Origin of the sequence: Paraburkholderia caffeinitolerans, from assembly GCF_902859945.1 — a bacterium.
GTDB lineage: Bacteria > Pseudomonadota > Gammaproteobacteria > Burkholderiales > Burkholderiaceae > Paraburkholderia > Paraburkholderia caffeinitolerans.
This window is the reverse complement of the sequence record NZ_CADIKL010000004.1, coordinates 46,465-64,899: the sequence shown is the minus strand read 5'-3', so window position 1 is coordinate 64,899 and position 18,435 is coordinate 46,465. Positions and strand designations below refer to the sequence as shown.

The window sequence follows — 18,435 nt, the reverse complement described above, 5'->3', positions numbered from 1 at the left end:
TAGAAAGGAGGGCGTGATGAACGCCGCAGTCATGCACAACTCATCCCAGGATTTCGTCGTTGCCGATATGGCGCTTGCCGGCTGGGGCCGCAAGGAACTCGACATCGCCGAAACCGAAATGCCCGGTCTCGTGCAAACCCGCGAAGAGTACAAGGCGCAGCAGCCGCTCAAGGGCGCGCGCATCGCGGGCTCGCTGCACATGACCATCCAGACGGGTGTCCTGATCGAGACCCTGACGGCGCTCGGCGCCGACGTGCGCTGGGCCTCGTGCAATATCTTCTCGACCCAGGATCACGCTGCCGCTGCGATCGCGCAGGGCGGCACGCCGGTGTTCGCGTTCAAGGGCGAATCGCTCGACGAATACTGGGAGTTCTCGCACCGCATCTTCGAATGGCCGAACGGCGAGTTCGCCAACATGATCCTCGACGACGGCGGCGACGCCACGCTCCTGCTGATCCTCGGCTCGAAGGCAGAAAAGGACCGCTCGGTCATCGCCAAGCCGACGAACGAAGAAGAAGTCGCGCTGTACAAGTCGATCGCCGCGCACCTCGAGATCGACCCGACGTGGTACTCGACGCGCCTCTCGCACATCCAGGGCGTGACCGAGGAAACCACGACCGGCGTGCATCGCCTGTACCAGATGGAGAAGGAAGGCCGTCTGCCGTTCCCGGCGATCAACGTGAACGATTCGGTCACCAAGTCGAAGTTCGACAACCTGTACGGCTGCCGCGAATCGCTCGTGGACGGCATCAAGCGCGCGACCGACGTGATGATCGCGGGCAAGATCGCGGTCGTGGCCGGTTACGGCGACGTGGGCAAGGGCTGCGCGCAATCGCTGCGCGGCCTGGGCGCAACGGTGTGGGTCACCGAAATCGATCCGATCTGCGCGCTGCAGGCGGCGATGGAAGGGTACCGCGTCGTGACGATGGAATACGCCGCCGACAAGGCCGACATCTTCGTGACGGCCACCGGCAACTACCACGTGATCGGCCATGACCACATGAAGGCGATGCGCCATAACGCGATCGTCTGCAACATCGGCCACTTCGACTCGGAAATCGACGTTGCTTCCACGCGCCAGTACCAGTGGGACAACATCAAGCCGCAGGTCGACCACATCATCTTCCCGGACGGCAAGCGCGTGATCCTGCTGGCCGAAGGCCGCCTCGTGAACCTCGGCTGCGCCACGGGCCACCCGTCGTTCGTGATGTCGAACTCGTTCACGAACCAGACGCTCGCGCAGATCGAACTGTTCACGCAGGGCGAGAAGTACGAGAACAAGGTCTACGTGCTGCCCAAGCACCTCGACGAAAAGGTCGCGCGCCTGCACCTCGCGCGCATCGGCGCGAACCTGTCCGTGCTGTCCGACGACCAGGCTGCGTATATCGGCGTCGACAAGAATGGTCCGTTCAAGCCGAACCACTACCGCTATTAATCGGTTACTAATCGATACAACGCTGTAGAACGCGAAACAGCGCGGCCCTTATTTTTAAGCCGCGTTTAAGCGACCAGAACGAAGCTGTGTGAACGCCCGTGCGATGTGCCTCTTGCGGCCGCGCACGGGCGGCACACATCACAACGACGCAAAAGGAGTTCCCATGACCGTGCTGTTGACCTGGCTGATCAATGCGCTCGCGCTTCTGATCATCACCTGGCTCGTTCCGTCGATCCACGTGCGCAGCTTCGGCACTGCGCTGATCATCGCGCTCGTGCTCGGCCTCATCAACGCGATCCTGCGTCCGGTGCTCATCATCCTCACGCTGCCCGTGACCGTCCTCACGCTTGGCCTGTTCATTCTCGTGGTGAACGCGCTGTGCTTCTGGCTGGCGGCATCGTTGCTCAAGGGCTTCGAGGTGTCGGGCTTCTGGTCGGCGTTCTTCGGCTCGATCCTCTACAGCATCGTCTCCTGGCTGCTCTCGGCGCTGATCTTCGGCAACCGCAGCCTCGGCTGATGCATGCGCGGACCGAGGCCTTGCACTTCGGTCCCGCTTATTTCCAAACCGATCATGAAACCGATCGAACTCTCATTCGAATTCTTCCCGCCGAAGACCCCGGACGGCGTCGAAAAGCTGCGCGCCACGCGCGCGCAACTGCTCACGCTCAAGCCGCGCTTCGTCTCGGTCACCTTCGGCGCGGGCGGCTCCACGCAGCAAGGCACGCTCGACACCATCGTCGAAATCGCCAAGGAAGGCGTCGATGCGGCGCCCCACCTTTCGTGCATCGGCTCGTCGAAGGAAAGTCTGCGCGAGATCCTGCGCCAGTACCGCTCGCACGGCATCCGCCACATCGTGGCGCTGCGCGGCGACCTGCCTTCGGGCATGGGCGAAGTGGGCGAGCTGCGCTATGCGTCGGAACTCGTGGCGTTTATCCGCGAGGAAACCGGCGACGCGTTCCACATCGAAGTGGCCGGCTATCCCGAGTACCACCCGCAGTCGCGCTCGCCGCGCCACGACCTCGAAGCGTTCGCGAAGAAGGTGAAGGCCGGTGCGGACTCGGCCATTACGCAGTACTTCTTCAACGGCGACGCGTACTTCCGCTTCGTGGAAGACGCGAAGAAGCTCGGCGTGGACGTGCCCATCGTGCCCGGCATCATGCCGATCACGAACTACACGCAGCTCATGCGCTTCTCGGAAATGTGCGGCGCGGAAGTGCCGCGCTGGGTCGCACGACGCCTGGAAAGCTTCGGCGACGACCGCGAGTCGATCCGCGCGTTCGGCCTCGACGTGGTGACGGACCTGTGCCGCCGCCTCGTCGAAGGCGGCGCGCCGGGTCTGCACTTCTACACGCTCAACGCGGCGGGCGCGACCAAGGCGATCTGCGAACGGCTCGATTTGTGAGCGCCTGAGTCCTGCTGAGTCCTGGCCTGTCGCCTGCGCGCGGCGCCATGCAAACCGCGCGGCATCCTTTACCGGGTGCCGCGCGGTTTTTTTGTGCGCCGCCGTTCCAGCTAGCGGACGTGATCTGCGTCAAAGGCCACGGATGTCGCGGTGCCGATAATCGAAGGCTTTCCTTTTTGCCCACGTAATCGCGCCATGGCATGCGTCGTGCGCGGCAGGCCTTTGCGCATGACGACTTCCGTTCCCGAAACTCTTTCGCAAGCCGGCACTTTTGCCGATGCTGTCGCCGCGTGGCGCGCCGGCGCGCTCGACGAGGCACGCGCGCGCTGCGAGCGGCTGATCGAGGCCAATGCACGCGATGCCGATGCCTTGCATCTCGCCGGCATCCTCGAAGCGGCGCGCGACCGGCTCGCGGCGCGCGCGCTGATCGAGCGCGCGCTCGCGGTGCGCGAGGACCCGTACTTCCTCGTGAGCCTTGGGCTCACCCACGACGCGGCCACTGAGGCACAAGATGCGTTCGCGGCGCTCGAACGCGCGCTCGCGCTCAAGCCCGATTTTTCGATCGCGCTGAACAACCTCGCGAACCTCCATGTGAGCCAGGGCGACTTCCCGCGCGCGCTGGCCGCCTTCGAGCGGGCGCTGGCGCTTACGCCCGACTATGCGGGCGCGCATTACAACTACGGCAGCGCACTATTCGCGAGCGGCGACGCGGCGCGCGCCCAGGCGCCGCTGCGCCGCGCCGTGGCGCTGGACCCGGGGGCCGTGAACGCCTGGAACAATCTCGCGAACGTCCTGATCGCGCTCAAGCGCATGGACGAAGCGCAGGCGGTGCTCGAACACGCCCGGACGCTCACGCCCGAATCGTCCAATGTGCTCACGAATCTCGGCTGCCTGTTGCGCACCCGCGGCCGCCAGGCCGAGGCCCAGGCGGCATTGGAGCGCGCGCTCGAACTCGCTCCCGACGACGCCTCGGCATGGAACAACCTCGGCAATGTGTTCGTGGATCTCTCGCGCATCGATGACGCGCACACGTGCTTCACGCGCGCCCTCGAACTGAAGCCGGATTTAGCCAACGCCTGGAGCAATCTGGGCAACGCGCACAAGCATGCGGGCGAAATCGGGCCGGCGCTCGTGTGCTATCGCGAAGCACTCGCGCGCGAGCCCGGCAACCTCGGCGCGCACAGCAACTACGCGTATGGTCTGATGTTCGCGACCGAGGACGGCCACGCGATCCGCGCCACTGCCGAGCAACTTTCGAAGCAGCATGAAGCAGCCTTGCTTGCGCAGCCCGTTGCGCACGCGACCACGCCCGACGCGCAGCGACGGTTGCGCATCGGCTATGTCTCGCCGGACTTTCGCAATCACTGCCAGATGCTGTTCACGACGCCGCTGTTCCGGCATCACGATCACGCGGCGTTCGAGATCGTCTGCTATTCGAGCGTCGCGCAGTCGGACGAGGTGACGGCGCGCCTCGCCGCCCACGCCGACCTCTGGCGCGACGTGCGCGAGTTCGACAATGCGCGGCTCGCGCAGCAGATTCACGACGACCGCATCGACATCCTCGTAGACCTGACGATGCACATGGACGGCGCGCGCCGTCTCATGTTCGCGCGGCGGCCCGCGCCGGTGCAGGTGGCGTGGCTCGCTTACCCGGGCACCACGGGCAGCGCGGCCATCGGCTGGCGGCTCACCGATCCGTGGCTCGACCCGCCCGGCGCACCGGGCGTGGACGATCAGTACACCGAGCGCACGCTCCGCCTGCCCGACACGTTCTGGTGCTACGACGCGCTCGCGCCCGGCATCGAAGTCAACGGCTTGCCGATGCTGGCCGAGGGACACGACGGCGCCATCACGTTCGGCTGCCTGAACAACCCCTGCAAGCTCACCGACGCCACGTTCGCGCTCTGGTCGGGCGTGTTCGCGGCGCTGCCCACGGCGCGGCTCGTGCTGATGGCGCCGCCCGGCGCCGCGCGCGAGCGGCTCTTGGCGCGTCTCGCGGCTCACGGCGTGGAGCCAGCGCGCGTGCGTTTCGTGGGCTTTCAGCCGCGCGACGACTACCTGCGCACCTGGGCAAAAGTCGATCTCGCGCTCGACACGTTTCCCTACAACGGCCATACCACGAGCCTCGATGCGCTCTGGATGGGCGTGCCCGTGCCCACGCGCATTGGCCGCTCGGCGGCGGGCCGCGCGGGGCTTTCGCTGCTCGCCAACCTGGGGCTGGCGGAACTGGCCGCGCATAGCGATGCCGAGTACGTCGAACTCGTGGTCTCGCTCGCGCGCGATCCGGCGCGTCTCGCCGCGCTGCGCGCGGGCCTGCGCCCGCGCATGGCGGCATCGCCGCTGATGGACGGCGCACGCTTTGCGCGCAATATGGAAGCTGCATACCGCCTCATGTGGCGCGACTGGTGCGCTCGCGCGCAGCCGGTGAGCGGCTGATACGGCCACCCAAGGCCAGCCGAAGCCGAGCCTGAACTTTTGGGCGGGCGTCTGCGCCGGCACGGCCGGCCAAGGAAACTGCAAGCAAAATGACAGCGCGCTATCGTGCTTCAGAGAACAAATGCAGGCAAAAGCGGGACAAAGGCGGAATATGAGAAGAGCACGCGCGGCTAGAGCCGGCATATCGCCCGGAAAGCCGCTCGCAGCAACCCTGTCAACCAGGCATTTCCTGCGCGCGATGGTCATTTTGGCCGGCTTGTGAGCGTAGGCAGTGCTCAAGTAAGATCGCGCTACGCTGGCTCAGGCCGGCACCGAACTGGAGGAAACATGAAAGAAAACAATCTGTTGCGTGCCGCGCGAATGACGTCGCTCGTGGCGCTCGCAGCGGCATCGATTGCAGGGGCCACCGTCGCGCATGCCGCGGGCAGCATCCCGAACAAGACGCTCGTGTACTGCTCGGAAGGCAGCCCCGCTGGCTTCGACTCCGCCCAATACACCACGGGCGTCGATTTCACCGCGGCCACGTTCACCGTCTACAACCGCCTCGTCGAATTCGAGCGCGGCGGCACCAAGGTCGAACCGGGCCTCGCGCAATCGTGGGATGTTTCCCCTGATGGCAAGACCTACACGTTCCATCTGCGCCATGGCGTGAAGTTCCAGACCACGGCGTACTTCAAGCCCACGCGCGAATTCAACGCCGACGACGTCGTGTTCACGTTCGACCGCATGCTCAACGCGAACAACGCGTTCCGCAAGGCGTACCCGGTGTCGTTCCCGTACTTCACCGACATGGGTCTGGACAAGCTCATCGCGAAGGTCGAGAAGGTCGACCCGTACACGGTGAAGTTCACGTTGAACGAGCCGAACGCGCCGTTCATCCAGAACATGGCGATGGAGTTCGCCTCGATTCTCTCGGCTGAATACGCGGATCAACTGATGAAGGCCGGCAAGGCCGCCGACATCAACCAGTATCCGGTCGGCACGGGCCCGTTCATCTTCAAGAGCTACACGAAGGACGCGACCATCCGTTTCGATGGCAATCCTGACTATTGGAAGCCGGGTGCGGTGAAGCTCTCGAAGCTGATCTTCTCGATCACGCCCGACGCTAGCGTGCGCGTGCAGAAGCTCAAGCGCGACGAATGCCAGGTGATGAGCTATCCGCGTCCCGCCGACATCGCGCCGCTGAAGGCCGACCCGAACATCGCCATGCCGTCGCAGCCGGGCTTCAACCTCGGCTACCTGTCGTACAACGTCGAGCACAAGCCGATGGACAAGCTCGAAGTGCGCCAGGCGCTCGACATGGCGATCAACAAGAAGGCGATCATCGAGTCGGTGTATCAGGGCGCGGGCCAGGCCGCGACCAACCCGATGCCGCCCACGCAATGGTCCTACGACAAGAGCCTGAAGGCGCAGCCGTACGATCCCGAGAAGGCCAAGGCGCTGCTGGCGAAGGCCGGCTTGTCCAGCGGCTTTGAGATGACGCTCTGGGCCATGCCCGTGCAGCGCGCCTACAACCCGAACGCACGCCTGATGGCCGAGATGATCCAGGCCGACTGGGCCAAGATCGGCGTGAAGGCGAAGATCGTCACGTACGAGTGGGGCGAGTACATCAAGCGCGCGCACGCGGGCGAAGACGACTCGATGCTGATCGGCTGGACCGGCGACAACGGCGACCCCGACAACTGGCTCGGCACGCTGCTCGGCTGCGAGGCCGTGAACGGCAACAACTTCGGCAAGTGGTGCTACAAGCCGTTCGACGAGCTGGTCCAGAAGGGCCGCCAGACCTCCGATCAGGCGCAGCGCACGAAGTTCTACCAGCAGGCGCAGCAGATCTTCGCGCAGCAACTGCCGTTCTCGCCGATCGCCCACTCGACCGTCTATCAGCCGGTCAGCAAGAAGGTGACCGACATGCGCATCGAGCCGCTCGGCTATGCGCGCTTCGACGGCGTCGGCATGCAGTAATGTCTATCGGGTAGTTTTTCGCGCGGCCTTCACTCATACACCGAGGGCCCGCGAAAATGGTCCGGCGACCGGGGTCACGAGCTCCTGTCGCCGGTTGCGTTTCATTTCAAGCTTTCGGGGGAACGTCACATGTTCCGCTTCGTCTTGCGCCGCATCGGCATGGTGATCCCAACCTTCATTGGCATCACGCTGCTTGCGTTCGCGCTCATCCACCTGATTCCGGGCGACCCCATCGAAGTGATGATGGGCGAGCGCGGCGTCGATCCCCAAATGCACGCCGAGGCCATGCACCGCCTCGGGCTCGACGAGCCGCTGCCAATGCAGTACGTGCACTACGTCTGGCGCGCACTGCACGGCAACCTCGGCACGTCGATCATTACCAACACCAGCGTGATGGGCGAATTCCTCGCGCGCTTTCCCGCCACCGTCGAACTCTCGCTCTGTGCGCTCATCTTCGCGCTCGCCGTGGGCCTGCCCGCCGGCGTGTTCGCGGCGCTCAGGCGCGGCACCGTCGTCGATCACGGCGTGATGGGTACCGCGCTCACCGGCTATTCGATGCCGATCTTCTGGTGGGGCCTCATCCTCATCATGGTGTTCTCGTCCAAGCTTGGCTGGACGCCGGTGTCGGGGCGCATCGCCGTGGAATTCGACATCCCGCACGTCACCGGCTTCATGCTGATCGATTCGCTGCTGCCCGGCACTGACGAAGGCGCGTTCCGCTCGGTACTCTCGCATCTGATCCTGCCGGCCATCGTGCTCGGCACGATTCCGCTGGCGGTGGTTGCGCGCATGACGCGCTCGTCCATGCTCGAAGTGCTGCGCGAGGACTACATCCGCACCGCGCGCGCCAAGGGCCTTTCGCCTGTGCGTGTGATCGTCGTGCATGCGCTGCGCAACGCGCTGATTCCCGTGGTGACCGTAATCGGCCTGCAGGTCGGCACGCTGCTCGCGGGCGCCGTGCTGACCGAGACGCTGTTCTCCTGGCCCGGCATCGGCAAATGGCTGATCGATGCGATCAGCCGGCGCGACTATCCGGTGGTGCAGGGCGGCATTCTCATGATCGCGACGCTCGTGATCGTCGTGAACCTGTTCGTCGATTTGCTGTACGGCGTGCTCAATCCGCGCATTCGACATACGAGGTAATCACGCCATGACGATGCAAAACCCGCAAACCGCTCATCGAACCGTGGAGGCATGATGGCTGACATTCAGAACAGCGTGCCCCGCGCCGTCACGCCGCCTTCGGGCCGCGCGCTCGTGCTGCGCGAATTCTGGGCGAACTTTTCGCGCAACAAGGGCGCCGTGGGCGCCGGCATCATCGTGTTGCTGCTCGTGTTCCTGGCGGTTTTCGCGCCGCTGATCGCGCCGCACAGCCCCATCGAGCAGTACCGCGACTTCGTGAAGATCCCGCCCGCCTGGCTCGACGGCGGCAACTGGAAGTTCATTCTCGGCACCGACGAAGCGGGCCGCGACATCCTCTCGCGCCTGATGTACGGCGCGCGGCTCTCGCTGTGGATCGGCTGCGTCTCGGTGCTGCTCGCGCTGATCCCGGGCGTCGTGCTCGGGCTCGTGGCCGCGTTCTTCGAGAAGTGGGCCGACACGCCCATCATGCGTCTGATGGACGTGCTGCTCGCGCTGCCGTCGCTGCTGCTCGCGGTGGCCGTGGTCGCGATCATCGGCCCGGGCCTCACCAACACCATGTTCGCGATCGCGATCGTCGCGCTGCCCGGTTACGTGCGTCTCACGCGCGGCTCGGCTTTGGGCGAACTGCACAAGGAGTACGTGACCGCTTCGCGCGTGGCCGGCGCCGGCACGCTGCGGCTGATGTTCTCGCAGGTGCTGCCCAACTGCACCGCGCCGCTGATCGTGCAGGCGACGCTTGGCTTCAGTTCGGCGATTCTCGACGCTGCCGCGCTGGGCTTTCTCGGCCTCGGCGTGCAGCCGCCCAGGGCGGAGTGGGGCGCGATGCTCGCTTCGGCGCGCGACTATATCGACAGCGCCTGGTGGATCGTCACGATGCCGGGCCTTTCCATCCTGATCTCGGTGCTCGCGATCAACCTGCTCGGCGACGGGCTGCGCGACGCACTCGATCCCAAGCTGAAACGGATGGCCTGATCATGAATAAAGAACTGCTAACCATCCGCAACCTCGCGGTGAACTTCAACGGCCTGCCCGCCGTGGACCGCGTGAATCTCTCGGTGGCGCCGGGCGAGGTGCTCGGCATCGTCGGCGAATCGGGCTCGGGCAAGAGCGTGACGATGATGGCGCTGATGGGCCTGATCGACGCGCCCGGCAAGGTGAGCGCCGACGCGGTCACCTTCGATGGCCGCGACCTGCTCAACGCCACCGGCAGGGAGCGCCGCCGCATCGTCGGCAAGGACATCGCGATGGTGTTCCAGGACGCGCTCACGAGCCTGAACCCGAGCTACACCATCGGCTATCAGATCAAGGAAGTGCTCAAGCTGCACGAAGGACTGCGTGGCGCGGCACTGCACGCGCGCGCGCTGGAACTGCTCGACCAGGTGGGCATTCCCGACGCGAAGAACCGCATCGACAACTTCCCGCACCAGATGTCGGGCGGCATGAACCAGCGCGTGATGATCGCGATGGCCGTGGCCTGCAACCCGAAGCTCTTGATCGCCGACGAGCCCACCACGGCGCTCGACGTGACGATCCAGGCGCAGATCATGGAACTGCTCGTGCGCCTGCAGAAGGAGCGCGGCATGGCGCTCGTGCTGATCTCGCACGATCTGGCCGTGGTCTCGGAGGTCGCGCAGCGCGTGGCCGTGATGTACGCGGGCGAGATCATCGAGACCAACCGCGTGCCCGATATCTTCTCGCGGCCGCATCATCCGTACACGGAGGCGCTGCTCGCGGCGATTCCCGAGCACAACAAGGGGGCGATGCGGCTTGCCGCGCTGCCCGGCATGGTGCCCGGCCGCGACGACCGGCCCAGCGGGTGTCTGTTTGCGCCGCGCTGCAAGTACGTGGTGGATGGCTGCATGAAGGCGCGGCCGGCGCTCGGTCCGACCGCTGATGAAAGCGGCTACGCGCAGGTGCGCTGCATCAAGCCGCTGAACGCGGCGGTACAAACGCCTGGCTCACTTTCCAACGGAGGCGCGCGATGAACGCAGTCCAGCAATCCGCGGCTCGCGAAGATACGCGTGACGACAAGGTGCTCGTCGCGGAAGACCTCAAGAAGCACTACAGCGTGAAGCGCGGCATGTTCGGCACGGGCACCGTGAAGGCGCTCAACGGCGTGTCGTTCTCGCTCACGCGCGGGCGCACGCTCGCGGTGGTGGGCGAGTCGGGCTGCGGCAAGTCCACGCTCGCGCGCCAGCTCACGATGATCGAGCCGCCCACCTCGGGCAAGCTCACGATCGACGGCGAGGACGTCGCGCACGCGAACAGCGAGAAGATCGCCGCGCTGCGCCGCCGCGTGCAGATGGTGTTCCAGAATCCGTTCGCGTCGCTCAATCCGCGCAAGACCGTGGAGCAGACGCTCGGCGAGCCGCTGGCGATCAACACCAGGCTCACGGCGAGCGAGCGCGCGGACCGCATCGCGCACATGATGCGCATCGTGGGGCTGCGGCCCGAGCATGCGAAGCGTTATCCGCATATGTTCTCGGGCGGGCAGCGTCAGCGCGTGGCGATCGCGCGCGCGATGATCCTCGACCCGCAGATCGTCGTGGCCGACGAGCCGGTGTCGGCGCTGGACGTGTCGATCCAGGCGCAGATCCTGAATCTGTTCATGGATCTGCAGGAGCAGTTCCGCACGAGCTACGTGTTCATCTCGCACAACCTGGCCGTGGTCGAGCACGTGGCCGACGACGTGATGGTGATGTACCTGGGCGGCGTGGCGGAGCTGGGCGACAAGCACACGGTGATCGGGCGGCCGCGGCACCCGTACACGCGCTCGCTGCTTTCGGCGACGCCCGCGATCTTCGAGGCGGACCGGCGCGTGAAGATCAAGCTGGAGGGCGAGCTGCCTTCGCCGCTGAACCCGCCTTCGGGTTGCACATTCCATCAGCGTTGCCCGTATGCGGTCGAGCGGTGCCGCAAGGAGGTGCCGGTATTGCGCGAAGTGGATGGCCGTCAGGTATCCTGCCATCGTGCTGAGGAGGTAGGGGAAGAAGATGGGCGGCCCATGCCGGCCTGATGAAGTATCGGCGGCGCGCCGGCTTATATGCCGTTTCAAGCGCCGCAAACCAAAGGGCGGCCATCGCGCCGCATCGACGATGCAAAACCGGGGCCGCCTTCGGGCGGGCGGCGCGCTTTCACGGGGGCATGCGCGAGCGCTTGCCGCTGCGTTCGCGCGTGCGCGCCCATGGCTGCGCGCGGCGCTGGCAACGGCGCTCGCGCTGGCCGTTGCGCTCGGGCCGTCGCTCGACCAGCCGTTGCACGCGTCGTTCATGCCCAGCGCGTTTGCCGCCGCCACCGCCGCCAATGTCCCCGGCGTGCATCCCACCGTTCCCGCGCTTGGCCAGCCTTCGGGCGGCGGCCTGCCGGGCTTTCACGCGCCGCCCATGCCGAGCTACGCGTCGGGCACGACGGCGGGCGGCCCGGTGCGCACGCAACCGGCGCGCATGCCGTTCTACGTCGCCACGCGCGGCACCACCACCATTTATCTGCTCGGCACGCTGCACGTGGGCGACCCCGCCGACTATCCGCCGAACCAGCCGTTTCGTGCGCCGATCCTCGCGGCGCTCAACGCCTCGCCCACCCTCGCGCTCGAACTCTCGCCCGATGACCTGCTGGTCTCGCAGGACGACGTCTCGAAATACGGCGTGTGCCGCAAGCCCTGTCTGCAACAGCTTCTGCCCGATCCGCTGTGGGCGAAGCTCGCGGCGCGTTTGCGCGGCAATCCCGAGGCGCTCGCCGAGATCCGCAAGATGAAGCCGTGGCTCGCCTCGCTGCTGGTGGAAACCTACGATTCACTGAGCGCGGGCCTGCAGACCGAGTACGGCACAGAGGCGCAATTGCAGAACGTGTTCCTGCGCTTGAAGGGGCGGCGCGTGGTCGGGCTGGAAACGCTGGCTGAGCAGATGCGCGCGTTCACTCACCTCACGCTTGCGCAGCAGCGCGAGATGCTTGCGCAGGATCTCGCGCAAACGCCCGCGCAAAACGTCGCCGACGTGCAGACGCTGCTGCGCCTGTGGCGACTCGGCGACGCCGACGCGATCGCCGCCTGGGATGCCGCCCGCACCGAAAAGCTCGCGCACGACCCGCGTGTGGCGGCGTCGGTGGATAACCGCATCGTCTACGAGCGCAACCGGCGTTTCGTCGCGCGCATGCAGCTGTATGCCGGGCCCAACAAGCCGCTCTTCGCGGCGGTCGGCGCGCTGCATCTGGGCGGGCGCAACGGCGTGCTCCAGTTGCTGCGGCAGCGCGGCTTCACGGTCGATCCGGGCTGAGATCCAGCTCTTCGTTGATTGGCAAGCCGGTTGTCTTGGGCGCCCTCCGCGTGGATTTGCGCGTGCCCGCGCTGCTTGTTCCTCTTGTTCCTCTTGTTCCGCTTGTTCCTCTTGTTCCGCTTACGCCCGTCACGCGCCTGGGTTTTTCGGCAAGCGCTTCGCGCAGTTCTTCGAGCGCCGGCTGCCAGTCGCCCACTTCGCGCTGGCGGAACAGCCGCGCCGTGGGGTACCACGGCGAATCCGCGCGCTTTTCGAGCCAGCGCCATTCGCCGTTCGCGGGCACGAGGATCCAGACCGGCTTGCCAAGCGCGCCGGCCAGATGCGCGGTCGAAGTATCCACGGCAATCACGAGATCGAGATTCATGATGAGCGCGGCCGTGTCGCCGAAGTCGCGCAGATCGTCGCTGAAGTCGTGGACGGGAGCGCCGCCGCCCAGCGCCGCAAGCTGCGCGCGGGCCGCTTCGCCCTTTTGCAGCGAGAACCAGCTGATTTTCTCCAGCGCGAAGAGCGGCTGGAACGCCGCCAGCGCCACCGAGCGGTTACGGTCGTTGTAGAAGCCGGGATTGCCGCCCCAGACGAGGCCGATGTTGCGGTAGCCGGCCGGCCTGCGCGCGCTGCTGGGCGCACTTGGTGGCTTCGCCGCGGCTTCGAGCGCCGCCAGCGGGGCATCAGCCGATGCCTTGCCAGCCAGGCGCGCGAGGTCCGCGAACATGGCGGCTTGCACGCGCGGCTTCCACGCCTGAATGTCGACGTCGCGCGCAAAGAGATAAGGCACCGTGACCGGAACCGTCTCGAGTTCGGTGCCGCACGCGGACGGCGCGCTCATCACGTATAGCCAGTAGTCGTAGTCGCCCGTGGGCGTGCCGGTCCAGGCGCGGTGCACGCCCGGCACCGACTGCGCAAGCAACTGCAGGGTCTGCGGCACGCATACATCGACGCTGGCGCCGCGCGCGGCAAACTCGCTCGCGTAGCGCACGAACTGGATCTGGTCGCCGAAGCCCTGCTCATGCACGAGCAGGAGGCGCTTGCCGTCGAGCGGCTCGCCTTGCCACTCGGCAATGCCTTCGATGTCGAAGGGCGCGTAGTCGCAGGCGCGCCAGCGCCGCGCGTACTCGGCCCAGCCTTCGCGGTACTCGCCGCGCTTGAGCTTGAGCCAGACGAGGTTCTGGCGCGCGTCGGCGTTTTGCGGGTCGATCTCGAGCGCGCGCTGGTAGTAGGGCGCTTCCTCGTCGTTGCGCCCTTGCGCGCCCAGCGAGGCCCCGAGGCACACGAGATTCGCCGCGTTCGGCTCCAGCTCCACGGCCTGGCGATAGCACGTTTCCGCGGCCCGATAGTCGCCGGTCTGGCCGAGCGTGGTGCCGAGATTCACCCAGGCGGCCGCGTAGCCGGGCGCCAGTTCGACGGCCTCGCGGTAATGGGCGATGGCGGCATCGTCGTCGCCGAGTGCGCGCTGCACGTTGCCTAGATTGAAGTGGATGGCGGCATCGGCGGGCGCAAGCGCGAGCGCTTCGCGATAGCAGGCGAGTGCCTCCTCGCTGCGCCCGAGCTTCGCGAGCAGGCTGCCCAGGTTCACTTGCGCGTTCACGGATGCCGGCGCAAGTGCGAGCGCCGCGCGGCAGTGGCGCTCCGCGCCCGCGAGGTCGCCCGCTTCGCGCAGCGCGAGTCCGAGGTTGTTGTGCGCATCGGCGAATCCGGGTGCGAGACGCAGCGCCTCGTGCAGGTTATGCGCCGCTTCCACATGCTGGCCGAGCGAGAGCGCAGCGAGGCCGCGGTTGCTCCAGCAAACCGCGTCGTCGGGCGCGTGCCCGAGCGCGCGATCCATGAGCGCGAGTGCGCCGCGATGATCGCCGAGTTGATGGCGCGCCACGCCCCAGTAATGCAACGCGTCGGCATGGGTGGAATCGCGCTCGACCAGCGCGCGGTAGATCGTTTGTGCTTCGTCGAGACGTCCCGCACCGTGGGCTTCTAGCGCGGCGGCAAGACGCGCACCGGAATCGGCGGGTTCGTCAGGTGCGGATGAATCGGCAGAAGCGGCGGCGTTCGAAGTCATGGGTATGTGAGACCGATCGGCGCGCGGAGCGACGGGCGCGCATCTGACCGGAATTGGGGGGGGACCGCACAAAGTAAGGGTCTGGCGCTGCCGCTTCGATAAGAAAATTCCGAAAGCGATATGACCGGTGACAAAACATCTTGTGTGACCCGGGAGGAGAGCGCTGCTTTAGTGGGAATTCGATTTCAGCGCGCAAGAGGCGGCTCTACCATCCAGCTTCCAGCTATTTCCAGCTTTTGCCTGGCCAGGAGCGCCACATGCCGAATTCACCGAACGCCAAGACCAATGCGCCTGTCGTCAGCGTCATCACACCCACAAGGGACCGCGAGGCTATGCTGCCGCATGCTTATCGTTCATTCGCGCGTCAGGACCTTGGCTCCTGCGAATGGATCGTGGTGGACGACAGCGAGCGGCCCAGCACGTTCATGCAGAATCTCGGCGATGCGCGCGTGGTGTATCGCCACGTGCCGCAGCGCATGAGCGTCGGCGCGAAGCGCAATCTCGCGGTGGCGCTCGCGCGCGCCGAAGTCATCGCCCACTTCGACGATGGCGAATACTACGCGCCCGAATATCTGCGCGTCATGTGCGCGCAGTTGGGCGAGCGCCGCGCCGATTTCGTCAAGCTCAGCGCGTTCTTTCTGTATAGCCGCGTGTACGGCCAGTTCGCGTGGTGGGACTTGCTGCACAAGAGCGGGCTGCATTTCCACTGGAGCCCGCAGCCCATGACGGCGCTCAACTTTCCTGTCGACCACCGGGCCTTCGCCGACAACCATTCCGGCTACGGCTTCAGCTACGTCTACACGAAGCGCCTGTGGGCCGCCGGTCCGTTCGAGTCGGGTTCGTCCAATGAGGACGGCGAGTTCCTGCAGGCCGCGCTCGAACGCGGAGCGAACCTCGCGCACTTCGCCGACGACATCGGCCTGTGCCTGCACGTCCTGCACGCGCACAACGCCACGGCGAGCTTTCCGCAGTACCTCCTGCCCGAGGCGCTCGTGGCGCGGCATTTCCCGCGCCTCGCGCAGTTCGTCGAGGCGCTGGGCGAAGCGCCGTTCGAACGGTAAAACCGTCCGGGCGGGAGCGCGGCACGCCGCTGCCCGGACTCGCTCAGAACCCGAGCACGTACAGCAGCACGATATTGGCCGCCAGAATGCCGAGCCCCGTGGGCACCTGCACGCGGATCACCGCGTTCTTGTCGGGCAGCTCCAGCAGCGCGGCGGGCACGATGTTGAAGTTCGCGGCCATGGGCGTCATGAGCGTGCCGCAGTAGCCCGAGAACATGCCGATGGCCGCCATCATCGCCGGGTTCACGTGGAAGACGCCCACCAGCACGGGCACGCCCACGCCGCCCGTCATCACCGGGAAGGCGGCGAAGCCGTTGCCCATGATCACGGTGAAGAGCGCCATGCCGATGCAGTAAACCGCCACGGCCACGAAGCGCAGGTCCATGTTGATGTACGACGTGGTCACATGGGCGACCGCCTTGCCCACGCCCGCGTCCGAGAACACGAGGCCGAGCATGCCGAGCATCTGCGGCAGCACGGCGGCCCACGAGAGCGCGTCGACGAGACGGCGCGTCTCCTGCATCGACTGGCCGACGCTGTCGCGCGTGATGATGCAGGCGATGACGAGCGCGATCACGCAGCCAATGCCGAAACCGATCAACGTGACGTTCTTCGGATCGACGAGCGGTGTGGAACCCACCATGAGATGGCTAGCCGCGAAGGTGAGCACGACGGTGACGGCGGGGATGGTGAGCGCGGGCACGAAGAGCTTGTTGCCGAGACGCTTCGCGCTCGCGAGCCGCGTTTCGAGCGAGAGCACTTTCGGTGTGCCGCCGGTCACGCCGCCGAAGCCGGCGATCACCGCCATCGCGAGCGCGAGCACGCCCACGACTTCGGCGGGCAGGTAGTCGCCGACGAGGAAGATCAGCGCGTAGAGGATCCAGAAGCCGCCCGCGGTGAGGCGGCGCGGATGCTCGCGGTCGAGCACGATCATGCCGCCGACGATCAGCAGCACGATGCCGAGCAGCCAGTAGAGCCAGTTGAGGGTGATAGTCATGCCTCGTCTCCCTGTTCTGCAGCAGCGGACTTGTCCTGCGCGCCGCGCCCGCCGAGTTCGCGCTCGAGCTTGCGGTCGAGCAGCCACAGCCGCGCGCCGTGGATCAGGAACGCGCAGATTGCGGTGGGAATACCCCAGAACGCGACGTGGATCGGCTCGACCGAGATGCCCGCTTCCTTGAGCAGCGTGACCATCAGCACGATCGCGCCGAACGCCACGAAAATGTCCTCGCCGAAGAACAGGCCGACGTTGTCGGTCGCGGCGGACCAGGCGCGCAGCTTGTAGCGCACCGCTTCGGGAAGCTTGCCGAAGCGGTTTTCGGTGGCGCCTTCGGCCATCGGCGCGATCAGCGGACGCACCATCTGCGGATGCCCGCCGAGGCCCGTGAGCCCGACCGCGGCGGTAAGTTCGCGCACGAGCAGGTAGACGATCAACAGACGCCCCGCCGTGGCCGCCTTGATATTGCCGATCCAGATCTGCGCGCGCTCGCGCAGGCCGTGGCGCTCCGACAGCCCGATCACGGCGAGCGGCAGCAGGATGATGAGCGGCAGGTTGCGCGTTTTGATGAAGCCGGTGCCGATGGCGGCGAGGATCTTGCCCGGCGGGAACCCGGCGGCGAAGCCGGTGACGATCGCCGCCGCCGCGACGATCAGCATCGGATTGAAGCGCAATACGAAGCCGACGATGATCACGGCCACCCCGATGAGCGGCCATAAGTTGACGGTGCTCTGCATCTCTTTGTCTCCAGTTTTTGTGCGTCGTTATTGCCGTGGCCCGCTGCGTCATGTGCAGCGGGCCACGGTGATGAAACGCCGTGCAACGCGTGTAGCGTGGCGCGGCGCTCTGACTGCCGGGCTCTTGTCGGCCCTGTTTTTACCTCTGTACTTGCCTCTGTGATGCTTTTTGTCTTGTGTGTGCTCAGGCCTCGGCAACACCCGCCGCTCGCACGCCGATGCCGGCCTCGTCCAGCGCCGCCCGGATGCGCCGCGCGAATGCGAGCGCATGCGGCCCGTCGCCGTGCAGGCAGATGGTCTGGGCGTTGAGCGGCACCCACGCGCCGTCCACGGCCTGCACGCGCTGCTCGCGGATCATCGCGAGCGTGCGTGCGAGCACGGCATCTTCGTCGTCGAGCAGCGCGCCCGGCTGGCTGCGCGGCACGAGCGAGCCGTCGGCGCGGTAGCCGCGGTCGGCAAACACTTCCTCCACCGCCACGAGGCCCGCTTCGCGCGCGGCGCTCACGAGCCCGCTGCCCGCGAGCGCGAACACCGTCACCGAAGGATCGAAGTCGTGCACCGCCGAGACGATCGCGTCGGCGATCTTCGCGTCGCGCGCGGCTTGGTTGTAGAGCGCGCCATGCGGCTTCACGTGCGCAATGCGGCCGCCCTCGGCCTGGGCGATCGCCGAGAGCGCGCCGAGCTGGTAGAGCACGCCCGCGTAGATTTCCTCGGCGGGCAGGTTCATTTCCTTGCGGCCGAAGTTCTCGGGGTCGTTGAAGCTCGGGTGCGCGCCGATCGACACGCCTTTTTCCACGGCCCAGCGCACGCATTCGCGCATGGCGTTAGCGCCGCCCGCGTGCCAGCCGCACGCAATGTTGGCCGAGCTCACGAGGTCGAGCAGCGCCTCGTCGGAGCCGCAGCCTTCGCCGAGATCGGCGTTCAGATCGATGGTGGTCATGATG

Annotated in this window: 15 protein-coding genes; 11 read left to right on the top strand and 4 right to left on the bottom strand. The window is 66.4% G+C overall.

Annotation, left to right across the window (positions count from 1 at the left end):
* The first annotated feature begins 16 nt into the window (after window positions 1–16).
* The 10 genes from ahcY (at window position 17) to HV773_RS04890 (ending at window position 12,649) form a co-directional block, all read left to right on the top strand.
* The gene (gene ahcY / locus HV773_RS04935) at window positions 17–1,435 is read left to right on the top strand and encodes an adenosylhomocysteinase (RefSeq protein WP_129563079.1); all 1,419 of its coding nucleotides are present in this window, start codon (window positions 17–19) and stop codon (window positions 1,433–1,435) included.
* A 163-nt stretch (window positions 1,436–1,598) separates the two neighbouring features.
* A complete protein-coding gene (locus tag HV773_RS04930) occupies window positions 1,599–1,952 on the top strand; it encodes a phage holin family protein (RefSeq protein WP_035532214.1) in 354 nt (117 codons plus the stop codon).
* Between the two features lie 54 nt (window positions 1,953–2,006).
* The gene (gene metF, locus HV773_RS04925; RefSeq protein ID WP_129563078.1) at window positions 2,007–2,837 is read left to right on the top strand and encodes a methylenetetrahydrofolate reductase [NAD(P)H]; all 831 of its coding nucleotides are present in this window, start codon (window positions 2,007–2,009) and stop codon (window positions 2,835–2,837) included.
* A gap of 228 nt (window positions 2,838–3,065) precedes the next feature.
* Complete coding sequence (locus tag HV773_RS04920) at window positions 3,066–5,273, top strand: O-linked N-acetylglucosamine transferase, SPINDLY family protein (RefSeq protein ID WP_160113467.1); 2,208 nt, start codon at window positions 3,066–3,068, stop codon at window positions 5,271–5,273.
* A gap of 327 nt (window positions 5,274–5,600) precedes the next feature.
* A complete protein-coding gene (locus HV773_RS04915; protein WP_129563076.1) occupies window positions 5,601–7,235 on the top strand; it encodes an ABC transporter substrate-binding protein in 1,635 nt (544 codons plus the stop codon).
* A 129-nt stretch (window positions 7,236–7,364) separates the two neighbouring features.
* Window positions 7,365–8,378, top strand: coding sequence for an ABC transporter permease subunit (locus HV773_RS04910; protein WP_129563075.1), 1,014 nt, complete (start codon window positions 7,365–7,367; stop codon window positions 8,376–8,378).
* A 54-nt stretch (window positions 8,379–8,432) separates the two neighbouring features.
* Window positions 8,433–9,350, top strand: coding sequence for an ABC transporter permease subunit (locus tag HV773_RS04905; protein WP_129563411.1), 918 nt, complete (start codon window positions 8,433–8,435; stop codon window positions 9,348–9,350).
* A gap of 2 nt (window positions 9,351–9,352) precedes the next feature.
* Window positions 9,353–10,363 (top strand): ABC transporter ATP-binding protein, encoded by a 1,011-nt coding sequence (locus tag HV773_RS04900; protein ID WP_129563074.1) that lies wholly within the window; start codon window positions 9,353–9,355, stop codon window positions 10,361–10,363.
* Entirely contained in the window at window positions 10,360–11,394 is a 1,035-nt protein-coding gene (locus HV773_RS04895; RefSeq protein WP_129563073.1) for a peptide ABC transporter ATP-binding protein, read from the top strand. Before HV773_RS04900 ends, HV773_RS04895 begins: the two co-directional genes overlap by 4 nt.
* 79 nt (window positions 11,395–11,473) lie before the next feature.
* Window positions 11,474–12,649, top strand: coding sequence for a TraB/GumN family protein (locus HV773_RS04890; RefSeq protein WP_129563072.1), 1,176 nt, complete (start codon window positions 11,474–11,476; stop codon window positions 12,647–12,649).
* On the opposite strand, the gene HV773_RS04885 is transcribed toward HV773_RS04890, so the two are convergent.
* Complete coding sequence (locus HV773_RS04885) at window positions 12,630–14,699, bottom strand: tetratricopeptide repeat protein (protein WP_129563071.1); 2,070 nt, start codon at window positions 14,697–14,699, stop codon at window positions 12,630–12,632. The two genes, HV773_RS04890 and HV773_RS04885, sit on opposite strands and share 20 nt — an antisense overlap.
* A gap of 257 nt (window positions 14,700–14,956) precedes the next feature.
* On the opposite strand from HV773_RS04885, the gene HV773_RS04880 reads away from it, so the two are divergent.
* A complete protein-coding gene (locus HV773_RS04880; RefSeq protein WP_129563070.1) occupies window positions 14,957–15,760 on the top strand; it encodes a glycosyltransferase family 2 protein in 804 nt (267 codons plus the stop codon).
* 43 nt (window positions 15,761–15,803) lie between these two features.
* On the opposite strand, the gene HV773_RS04875 is transcribed toward HV773_RS04880, so the two are convergent.
* From HV773_RS04875 to pxpA, 3 genes are all read right to left on the bottom strand, one after another.
* Window positions 15,804–16,757, bottom strand: coding sequence for a DUF979 domain-containing protein (locus tag HV773_RS04875; RefSeq protein WP_129563069.1), 954 nt, complete (start codon window positions 16,755–16,757; stop codon window positions 15,804–15,806).
* On the bottom strand, window positions 16,754–17,491 hold the full coding sequence (locus HV773_RS04870) for a DUF969 domain-containing protein (protein ID WP_129563068.1): 738 nt from the start codon (window positions 17,489–17,491) through the stop codon (window positions 16,754–16,756). Before HV773_RS04870 ends, HV773_RS04875 begins: the two co-directional genes overlap by 4 nt.
* A 184-nt stretch (window positions 17,492–17,675) precedes the next feature.
* Complete coding sequence (pxpA, locus tag HV773_RS04865) at window positions 17,676–18,431, bottom strand: 5-oxoprolinase subunit PxpA (RefSeq protein ID WP_129563067.1); 756 nt, start codon at window positions 18,429–18,431, stop codon at window positions 17,676–17,678.
* Window positions 18,432–18,435 lie beyond the last annotated feature (4 nt).

Coding starts and splice junctions, on each gene's coding strand:
- HV773_RS04915 (WP_129563076.1), top strand. CDS start 5,601: ATGAAAGAAAACAATCTGTTGCGTGCCGCGCGAATGACGTCGCTCGTG.
- HV773_RS04890 (WP_129563072.1), top strand. CDS start 11,474: ATGCAAAACCGGGGCCGCCTTCGGGCGGGCGGCGCGCTTTCACGGGGG.
- HV773_RS04920 (WP_160113467.1), top strand. CDS start 3,066: ATGACGACTTCCGTTCCCGAAACTCTTTCGCAAGCCGGCACTTTTGCC.
- HV773_RS04885 (WP_129563071.1), bottom strand. CDS start 14,699: ATGACTTCGAACGCCGCCGCTTCTGCCGATTCATCCGCACCTGACGAA.
- metF (WP_129563078.1), top strand. CDS start 2,007: ATGAAACCGATCGAACTCTCATTCGAATTCTTCCCGCCGAAGACCCCG.
- HV773_RS04930 (WP_035532214.1), top strand. CDS start 1,599: ATGACCGTGCTGTTGACCTGGCTGATCAATGCGCTCGCGCTTCTGATC.
- HV773_RS04905 (WP_129563411.1), top strand. CDS start 8,433: ATGGCTGACATTCAGAACAGCGTGCCCCGCGCCGTCACGCCGCCTTCG.
- HV773_RS04870 (WP_129563068.1), bottom strand. CDS start 17,491: ATGCAGAGCACCGTCAACTTATGGCCGCTCATCGGGGTGGCCGTGATC.
- HV773_RS04910 (WP_129563075.1), top strand. CDS start 7,365: ATGTTCCGCTTCGTCTTGCGCCGCATCGGCATGGTGATCCCAACCTTC.
- HV773_RS04875 (WP_129563069.1), bottom strand. CDS start 16,757: ATGACTATCACCCTCAACTGGCTCTACTGGCTGCTCGGCATCGTGCTG.
- HV773_RS04880 (WP_129563070.1), top strand. CDS start 14,957: ATGCCGAATTCACCGAACGCCAAGACCAATGCGCCTGTCGTCAGCGTC.
- HV773_RS04895 (WP_129563073.1), top strand. CDS start 10,360: ATGAACGCAGTCCAGCAATCCGCGGCTCGCGAAGATACGCGTGACGAC.
- pxpA (WP_129563067.1), bottom strand. CDS start 18,431: ATGACCACCATCGATCTGAACGCCGATCTCGGCGAAGGCTGCGGCTCC.
- ahcY (WP_129563079.1), top strand. CDS start 17: ATGAACGCCGCAGTCATGCACAACTCATCCCAGGATTTCGTCGTTGCC.
- HV773_RS04900 (WP_129563074.1), top strand. CDS start 9,353: ATGAATAAAGAACTGCTAACCATCCGCAACCTCGCGGTGAACTTCAAC.